This window comes from Myxococcaceae bacterium JPH2 (genome assembly GCA_016458225.1).
Taxonomy (GTDB): Bacteria; Myxococcota; Myxococcia; order Myxococcales; family Myxococcaceae; genus Citreicoccus.
In genome coordinates this window covers 1-6,541 of sequence record JAEMGR010000069.1, presented here as the reverse complement: position 1 = coordinate 6,541, position 6,541 = coordinate 1, and the positions used below count along the sequence as shown (strand labels likewise).

Below are 6,541 nucleotides of genomic sequence, written 5' to 3'. Positions count from 1 at the left end.
CGCGCAGGCGCGGCAAGAGCGTGTCCGGCAGTTCCTCGGGTGGCAGCACCACCGCCGCGAGGCTCACGCCGGAGCGCCGCACCTCCGGCTGCGGATCCGCCAGGAGCCGGGCCAGCGCGGCGCCCAGCTCCAGCGCACGCGCTGCGTCCTCTGCCCCCAGGTGAAAGAGACTTCGGGCCGCCTCGGCTCGCGTCGCCGGGCGCTTGTCGCCCTCCAGCACGAGCAAGGCGCGGTCGCGCTCGGCACGCCAGTCCATCACGTCACTTCACCGCGCTGCCCGGCGGAACATTGCCCGGGTCCAAGAGGGACAGGTCCTTGCCGCCCGGACCAGCGCTCAGCAACATGCCGCGAGACTCGATGCCCTTGATCTTGCGGGGCTTCAGGTTCGCGACCACCACCACGTTGCGCCCCACGAGCTGCTCGGGAGCGAAGGCCTCGGCGATGCCCGAGACGATGGTGCGCGGCGCCGGCTCGCCCAGGTCCACGGTGAGCTTCAGGAGCTTGTCGGCCTTCTGCACCTTCTCCGCCGCCAGCACCTTGCCGCTCCTGAGCTCCACCTTGAGGAAGTCATCAAACTCGATGTCAGCCGGCGGCACGGGGGCAGCGGACTCGGTCGCAACAGCAGGCGCGGCGGCAGGGGCTTCCACTTCCTTCTCCTTCTTCGACTGAGGCGCGGGGGGCTGCGGCGCGGACGCAGCGGCGTCCGGGGCCTTGATGATGGCGTTCACGCGCTCCTCCTCCATGCGAGGCAGCAGCGGCTCCGGCGTCCCGATGACGCGGGTGCGATCCAGCAGCGGGTACTTCGCGGTGGCCAGCGCCTGGAACGTGAGCGGCGGCGCGTTGAGCTGCGCGAACAGCTTCTCCGACACGCGCGGCGTCACGGGCGCCAGCAGCGCGGCCAGCAGGTAGGCCACGTCCGCCGCGTCCGACAGGTCGGCGCGCGCGGCCTCGGCATCCTTCTTCACCTGAGCCCACGGTGCCTGCGCCTGGAGGAACGCGTTGGCCGCCGAGGCAATCTCCGTGATGGCCTTGATGGCGACGCGGTACTCCAGCTTCTCGAACGCCTCGCGGACCTCGGGCACTCGAGCGAGGGCGGCCTCCACGAGCGCGCGACCTGCGCCCTCCGCGCGCGCCGGAGCCAGCTTCTTCTCCAGCGGGCCGGCCAGGAGCGACAGCGCGCGGTTGGCCAGGTTGCCTACGTTGTTGACCAGCTCGCCATTCACCCGGTTGCGGAAGTCCTTCAGGTTGAGGTCCAGGTCCTCCACGCCTGCGCCCAGGTTGGCCGCGTAGAAGTAGCGAAGGTAGCTGGGGTCGAGCTGATCCAGGTAGTCGCGCGCCGGCACCAGCGTGCCGCGGCTCTTGGACATCTTCTCGCCGTTCACCGTGAGGTGGCCGTGCACCTTGATCTCATTGGGCACGTGGAAGTTGGCCACGCGCAGCACGGCCGGCCAGAACAGGGCGTGGAAGTAGACGATGTCCTTGCCGATGAAGTGGATGATGCGCGTGTCGGCGTCGGCCGCCCAGTAGTCCAGCGCGCTCGCGGCCTTGCCCGTGTCCTTGGCCCACTTCTCCGTCGTGGCGATGTACCCGATGGGCGCATCCAGCCAGACGTAGAAGTACTTGTCCGTCTCGCCCGGGATGGCGAAGCCGAAGTACGGCCCGTCCCGGCTGATGTCCCAGTCCGACAGGCCCTTCTCGAAGAAGCCCTGGAGCTGCGCGGCGAGTCCCGGGTGGATGAAGCCAGGGGTGCGCAAAAGCGACTGGAGGAAGTCCGCGTGGCGCGACAGCTTGAAGAACAGGTGCTCCGAGTGACGGCGCACCGGAGGCGTCCCACAGAGCGAGCAGCGCGGATCAATCAGGTCCGTAGGGTTGTAGGTCTTCCCGCACTTCTCGCAGGCGTCGCCGTACTGATCCGGGGCCTTGCAGTTGGGGCACGTGCCCTTGATGAAGCGGTCGGGAAGGAAGCGGCGGTCCTTCTCGCAGTACGTCTGCTCGATGTCGCGCCGCTCGATGTCGCCCTGCTCCTTCAAGCGCCCGTAGATGAGCTCCGCGTAGTGGCGGTTCTCCGGCGAGTTGGTGGAGTGGAACTTGTCGAACCGGATGTCGAAGTCGTGGAAGTCGCGCTGGTGCTCGTCCTGGAAGCGGGCGACGAACTCCTCCGGCTTGATCCCCTTCTTCGCGGCGTTGATTTCGATGGGCGTGCCGTGCGTGTCGTCGGCACAGAAGTAGACGACGTCCTTGCCGCACGAGCGCAGGAAGCGCACGAAGATGTCGGTCTGCACGTACTCCACGACGTGGCCGATGTGGATGGGACCGTTCGCGTACGGAAGCGCGCTGGTGACGAGGGTTCTCTGCGCCATGGACTCTCCTGAGGGCGGCGGACAATAGCCGCTCGAAGGGTCGAGGTCATCGCTGGCGTTGCGCGGGGCCGGTGCACCCCGACGCCGGCGGTGTTATCGACCGGATACGCATGTGCACCCTCGTGATACTCCGCCACGTTCACCCGGAATGGCCGCTGGTGCTCGCCACCAACCGGGATGAATTCCTCGCGCGCCCCGCATTGGGCCCCCAGGTGCTCTCCGAGTCTCCCCGAATCGTGGGAGGCAAGGACCTGGAGCGGGGTGGAACGTGGGCCGGAGTCACTAACGGGGGCGTCTTCGTCGGGCTGACAAACCAGCGCGGCGCGGGAGGACAGGGCCCGGCCGCCCGCTCGCGCGGCGAGGTGGTGCTCCGCGCGCTCCAGGCGGGCTCGGTGGCCGCCATCGACCGGTACCTGGACACCCTCCCCGGCGACGCCTTCCTGCCCTTCAACCTCCTCTACGGCGACGCGCAGACGCTCCGCGTGGCCTATGCCCGGCCCGACACCTCGCGACTGCTCCGTCAGGACGTCCCGCCCGGCGTGCACGTGCTGCCCAACGGGGTGCTGGACGCCCCCGGCATCCCCAAGGTCGCGCGGGCCCGCTCGCTCGCGACGCAGGTGGCCCAGCGGCCCTGGCCCGAGCTGGCCGAGGGCCTCAAAGCCCTGCTGGCGGACCACGCCCTGCCCGAGTTGGAGGCGCTCCCTCCCGCCCTCGACGGAGATGCCCTGCCGCGCGAGTTCGTCCGGCAGCTCCAGGCCCTGTGCATCCACACGCCGGGGTACGGCACGCGCTCCTCGGCGCTCATCGCGCTGGCCCCGGGCCGAGTGGGCCACTACCTCGCCACGGAGAACGCCCCGTGTCAGGGAGGCTGGCGAGACGTCAGCGGCCTGCTCACAACGGCCGCGAGGACAGGGACGCGATGACGGCGTCGTAGCCTGCGGCGTACACGGCCTCGAACGCCGGGCCCATCCCAGTGAAGGCGTCCTCGGCGGGCGACGCCACGTCGACGCGGATCTCCCGCACCTCGCAGCCCTGGCCCGGCTGGTAGAAGGCCGCCTCGCCCGTCACGTTGATGGCGATGAGCCGCGCCCCCGGGAAGAGCACGCACGCGTCATGCACCGGGACGGCGGACACCCGATCCGCGCCCGGATCGATGCGCTCCAGCGTCGCGTCCTTGAACAGGAACGGATTGGCGGCGCTCGCGGCCACGGCCTCGGCCAGTGGGCCCTCCGTGACCGTCACACGCGTGAGCCCCTCTGCGGTTGGCTGTTGGTAGAAGGTCGCGAACGGCACGGGCAGCCGCTCCACGCGGGCCCCGTCGTAGAACGTGTCCAGGACGTGGGTGAAGCGCGCATGGCTGAGCTGCGGCACCGAGGCCGCTCCGCCCGCGGCTCCGAGCACACCCGCCATCAGCGCCGGCGCGAGCGCCCCGCCCGACAACGCCACCGCCAGCAGCCCCAGCGTCGCCCCCACCACGCCTCGCCCGGCCGCGGCCTCCGCCGTCTGGTGCTCGTACTCCGCGAAGAAGGCCCGGTAGCGCGCGCGAGGCTCCATGCCCGGCGCGGACGCATAGAGGCTGCCCACCACCGCGCCCATGCTGTTGCCCACCACACAGTCGACGGGGACGCCGCGCGCCTTCAACGCCGCCAGGGCGCCCAGATGCGCCAACCCCCTGGCGCCCCCCACGGACAGGACCACGCACGTGCGCTCCGGCGCGCTGCGGATCGCGCCCCGATGACACGACGTGCCCATCAGCAGCACACCGCAGGCCAGCACCGCCCAGCCGAACAGCCGACCCATTCCCACCTCCGCAATGACTCCGTCCGCGCACCCTACTCCCAGTCTGGCTCGGGACGCCGCGCCCTCATATCGAGAAGACAAACTCTCACTTTGAGAACAACTCCAGCAGGCACCCGTCCAAGCCCCTGAAATCACGTCGCGTGAAATTGGCCTCGGGGATGCACTTCCAAGCAGGGACAGTCTCTCGCCGCGAACCGGCGGGGGCGACGCATCGCGAGGACAGCATGGAAACGAATCCTGGGACCCTCCCTCTCACCGCTCCGACCGCGGGGCGCAGCGTGGCCAGCACGACGCACGCGTGGCGCACGCTGGAAGGAGCTGGCTTCGAAGTGCGCCGGCCCTTCCCCACGCCGACCCTGGATGCGTTCGATCCCTTCTTGCTGTTGGATCACATGGGGCCCATGGAGCACGCGCCCGGGCAGGCCCAGGGCGCGCCGGATCATCCGCATCGCGGCTTCGAGACCGTGAGCTACATGCTCGATGGCGAGTTGGAGCACTCGGACAGCACCGGCCGCTCGGGGCGGATCGGCGCGGGGGACGTGCAGTGGATGACGGCCGGCGCGGGCGTGGTGCACGCGGAGATGCCGTCGCGCAGGATTCAGGAGCAAGGCGGCCGAATCGAGGGGCTCCAGCTCTGGGTGAACCTCCCCCGCCGGGACAAGCGCATGGCTCCGCGCTACCAGGAAGTCCCTTCGGCGCGCATCCCCGTGGGCACGAGCGAGGACGGTCGCGTGCGGGTGAAGGTCATCGCGGGCGAGGCACTGGGACAAAAGGCCGTCATCGAGACGCGCACGCCCATCTTCTACCTGCACTTCACGCTCGCCCCGGGCGCGCGGCAGGTGCAGCCCGCGCCCGCCGCGTACAACGTCTTCGCCTACGTGCTGCGTGGACGCGTGAAGGTGGCGGGTGAGGAGGTCGCCGAGGGCGACGCGGTGTTCCTCAAGCGAGACGGCGACACGGTGGAGCTGTCCACCGAGGGCACCGAGGGCGCGGACGTGCTGCTGCTGGGGGGCATTCCGCTCCACGAGCCCGTGGCGCGCTACGGCCCGTTCGTCATGAACACGCGCAAGGAGATCCTCGAGGCCATCGAGGACTACCAGGCCGGACGCATGGGCCAGATTGTCCCGAAGGCCTAGGCTCCACCGAGCCGAGGGTGACGCAGGCCGCTCGCGTCACCCCGGCGCGACGGTGCTCCGCGCGGCGGGCACCGCTTCACTCGGGACCAGCCGCCCCACGAGGGCCGCGAGGAACGCACGCAGCCGAGAAGCCACCGCGGGCGAAGGCCCCGGGATTCGCAGCGCGCGGTGCAGCGACACGAAGTCTCGCGCGAGCTGAGGGTAGCCAAGCACCGAGTCGCGCAGCCCATGCCACGGAGGGTGGGCCCCCCCTGGACCGACCGACTCGGAGAGCACCTCCAACGGCAGCATCAGGCCATAGAGCATGCCCGGCCGACCGCCCTCGGCGCGCAGCAGGTGCACCTCCCCGGGGGGCACGACGACGAGGCTGCCAGGCGGCGCCAACCAGTGGTGCCCTCCCGACATCCCCTCCTGGAGCTGGGCCGAGTCGAGCGTGAGCTGAAGCTCTGGGTGGACGTGCGGCGCCTCGGTGAGCCGGCGCCCCTGCACGCGATAGAGCCACACGCCGGGATAGGCCTCCGGCCGCCAGACCTGCCCCGCGCGCTGCGCCTCGCTCTCCTCCATGCACCTGGCTCCCCGGCGCAGCTCCCGAGAGGGAGGTGACCGCGAAGCAAGATGCGGAGGCGCCATCCCGGCAGCAAGCCTCCCCACGGGAGCGGGCCGTTCTCCAAACGACACCGCCCCCAGCGCGTAAGGCGCCGGAGGCGGTGTGCCCGGCGACGGGCTCGAACGAAGACGTCCGAGCACGCCGCTGGGGTGACGACTAGTACGCGGCCTTCAGCGAGGTGTTGCTGTAGGACGTGTAGCCACGGAGCATGATGTACATGCGGCCCGCGGCGGACTTCGCGGCGGCGGAGCACGTCTCGTTGTTGCCGCTCACATACGGGCGGCAGTCATACGAGGACGTGGTCGGCGCGGAGCCGAACTTGATGTACATGTCCGCGTCGCCCGTGCCGCCGCTCAGCGTGTACGTGGAGGCCTTCGAGGCCGGCAGGTCGATGCAGTAGTAAGCGTTGGAGCCGCTGGCGCCCGACAGGCCCGTCTTCGCCACGCCGTTGGTCAGCGTGGTGCAGGTGATGGGAACGCCCACGCCCACCGCCTCCCAGGCGGCCTTCACGGCGTCCTGCGTGGCCTGATCGTAGCCGAGCTGCTGCGCGGCCTGGATGGTCCACGCCTTGGCCTGGTCATACGTCGTGCCCGCCGTGTACAGGTCCGTGTTGGCCTTGTACCAGATGGCGCCCGCCT

At 70.2% G+C, this 6,541-nt stretch carries 7 protein-coding genes; 2 read left to right on the top strand and 5 right to left on the bottom strand.

What is annotated here, in order from left to right; all coding sequences use genetic code 11:
• Together JGU66_36055 and metG are read right to left on the bottom strand one after the other, a co-directional pair.
• Positions 1-256: HEAT repeat domain-containing protein (locus JGU66_36055; protein MBJ6766194.1), on the bottom strand; the 256-nt coding region annotated here is incomplete at its 3' end.
• A gap of 4 nt (positions 257-260) precedes the next feature.
• Complete coding sequence (gene metG, locus JGU66_36050) at positions 261-2,360, bottom strand: methionine--tRNA ligase (protein MBJ6766193.1); 2,100 nt, start codon at positions 2,358-2,360, stop codon at positions 261-263.
• 110 nt (positions 2,361-2,470) lie between these two features.
• Between metG and JGU66_36045 the strand changes: the two genes are divergently transcribed.
• A complete protein-coding gene (locus tag JGU66_36045; protein MBJ6766192.1) occupies positions 2,471-3,283 on the top strand; it encodes an NRDE family protein in 813 nt (270 codons plus the stop codon).
• On the opposite strand, the gene JGU66_36040 is transcribed toward JGU66_36045, so the two are convergent.
• Positions 3,252-4,160, bottom strand: a complete 909-nt coding sequence (locus JGU66_36040; protein MBJ6766191.1) for a patatin-like phospholipase family protein — start codon at positions 4,158-4,160, stop codon at positions 3,252-3,254. The two genes, JGU66_36045 and JGU66_36040, sit on opposite strands and share 32 nt — an antisense overlap.
• Before the next feature lie 224 nt (positions 4,161-4,384).
• Here JGU66_36040 and JGU66_36035 point away from each other — a divergent pair, with 224 nt between their 5' ends.
• On the top strand, positions 4,385-5,296 hold the full coding sequence (locus tag JGU66_36035; GenBank protein ID MBJ6766190.1) for a pirin family protein: 912 nt from the start codon (positions 4,385-4,387) through the stop codon (positions 5,294-5,296).
• A gap of 36 nt (positions 5,297-5,332) precedes the next feature.
• Here JGU66_36035 and JGU66_36030 read toward each other — a convergent pair whose 3' ends face one another.
• Both JGU66_36030 and JGU66_36025 read right to left on the bottom strand, forming a co-directional pair.
• A complete protein-coding gene (locus tag JGU66_36030) occupies positions 5,333-5,860 on the bottom strand; it encodes an AraC family ligand binding domain-containing protein (GenBank protein ID MBJ6766189.1) in 528 nt (175 codons plus the stop codon).
• Between the two features lie 199 nt (positions 5,861-6,059).
• The coding region (locus JGU66_36025) for a M4 family metallopeptidase (protein MBJ6766188.1) at positions 6,060-6,541 on the bottom strand (482 nt) is incomplete at its 5' end.